The organism is Bacillus sp. EB600 (genome assembly GCF_024494385.1).
Lineage (GTDB): Bacteria > Bacillota > Bacilli > Bacillales > Cytobacillaceae > JAEVLT01.
Window position 1 is genome coordinate 1 of sequence record NZ_JAEVLT010000104.1, and the last position, 2,090, is coordinate 2,090.

Genomic DNA, 2,090 nt, shown 5'->3' on the forward strand with positions numbered 1-2,090 from the left:
AGGAATATTGAAAATAACGAATGTACTACAATAATGGCTCCTCAGTTATTTTACTAAAGCCTATCATCCGGAATCTGGAACAAGTACAAAGTTTGATAATCAGCAGCTGAGGCTTGAACTTATGTGCTGTTTTCCGAAGCTTCTCCTTTTTAACATAAATTCCAATCGATCCCTGGTATCGGTGAAAAAATCGCTGCCACGATTATTTCTGAAATTGGGGAAATTGATCGTTTTAATCACCCTAAGAAACTAGTTGCATTTGCCGGAATCGATCCAAGTGTCTTTGAATCTGGAACATTCAAAGGTACTTTAAATCGGATTACCAAAAGAGGCTCTAGCAGACTACGACACGCCTTGTATATGGCCGTTAAATGTGCCATTCGTGATTGTCGCAAGAAGAAAACGACAGATGAAATCATTCCTCGTAACAAGCGATTACGAGAGTTTTATGATAAGAAACGTGAAGAAGGAAAACCCTTTAAAGTAGCTGTGATAGCCTGTGCCAATAAGCTTTTACATTGGATTTATGCACTTTTAAAAAGCAAATCAAGTTTCCAAGATCTAGTCTAATTTAAAAATATAACTAAACGGCCCAAAACTTTCCAAACACCAAACCTTGGAAGGTTATTTGGCATGTCTAAATTTAGTATAGCATGAAGTATTTTATGTTTTTAATGAAAAATATTGACAAACTATTGGCTGGTTTAGTTGAACAAGAAAAAGGCTTCACTCCATGTTGAAGTAAAGCTACCCTTTAGTGTACGTACAACCCTTCACAAACTTTGTTTTTTGAGCAAAAAAAGCTGCCAATGCAACCGGTTCTTAAGCTTTTCCACCCATTTATTCACCTACTAAGCCATCACCATCTCGATCATCCATATATTTATAGAGCCATGAATCACGCGTAATTGGCATTTTAAAGCCAGCAGCTTTGGCTTCAGCGATCGTAACACTCCCGTTATGATTGGTATCCACTTTACTAACATCTTCATTACTATTTTCCGTTTCGGTTGCAGGTACATTGTCTGTTTTCGGTGGCGTACTGCTCGTACCTGTCGTTTTCCCTAAATTTTTGTTCACTTCATCTGGGTTTACATTGTCAAATTCATCTGTAATGGATCTGCCCTGAATTTTGTATGTGAATTTGTAATGGTTCGGAATTTGCGTCTGAGTATTTGGATATTGAATCACTGCTACGAAGTCAGTACAACCTCCTGCATCTCGAATCACTTTTTCCATATAAGCTTGATCGCCGTGCCTATTGAGAATGCTGTCCTGAGGTGTAATGTTATATGCGTTTGATACTCCCCCAAGCGAGTCAGCAATCACATGCCCTTTATCCAAGGTTGGACTCTCTGTACCAGGAACATTTGCTTCATCAGAGTAATATCTACCTGATGACAAAACATGATCAGTATTCGGATTTTGGAGTGTTATATTTTTTGCCTCAACACGAATTAGCTGTCCGTATTCATTTGTAAAAGCCCAATATTCCCTGCCGCCAAACCCGATATCAACTCTTACATTCGGCTTTCTATATCCTGACATATCTCCGCCATCTACTGCAATTAGTGTATATTTACTGTAGTCAAAGTCACCATTAACACTTGTTATCGTTGGTGTACTAGTGGCAGGAACGCTTGGACTAACTGCGCTTTCACTAGTCGTTTTTTCGACTTCATCGTCAGGTGTATTTTTTTGGCTTTCAACAGTGGCTGCTTTCTTTTTGCTTACTTCTTGAGTTTTATTTATTTTGATTTTTTCCTCTTTGCTAGTTGTTTCATTTGATGAACAAGCTGCAAGGAAAACTAATAAAAACGCCATAAATAAGTAGGTTAATTTCTTCATAAATTGTCCCCTTTTTGTAAATATCTGTAGAAACACCAATACTATTATACTACTAAATTACTTCAAAAAACGAATAAATTTATATAATTTAAAAAGGATTCCAAGCTAAAGCTGAAACCCTTTAATCTTAACTCCAACAAATTTATATTCCCCATATGATAATCCTAATGTTATTAACCTAGTTATGCTAAAACTCCTTATTCCATTAAACTGCCACGTTCGTATTATAAGATCACCGGATA

Annotated in this window: 1 protein-coding gene and 1 pseudogene; one reads left to right on the forward strand and one right to left on the reverse strand. The window is 36.8% G+C overall.

Annotation, left to right across the window (positions count from 1 at the left end; all coding sequences use genetic code 11):
* Positions 1 to 162: 162 nt before the first annotated feature.
* Positions 163 to 570, forward strand: a pseudogene (locus tag JN080_RS28645) (transposase); the annotation flags it as partial.
* A 270-nt stretch (positions 571 to 840) separates the two neighbouring features.
* On the opposite strand, the gene JN080_RS28650 reads toward JN080_RS28645, so the two are convergent.
* Positions 841 to 1,848, reverse strand: a complete 1,008-nt coding sequence (locus tag JN080_RS28650) for a DNA/RNA non-specific endonuclease (protein ID WP_256239333.1) — start codon at positions 1,846 to 1,848, stop codon at positions 841 to 843.
* Positions 1,849 to 2,090 lie beyond the last annotated feature (242 nt).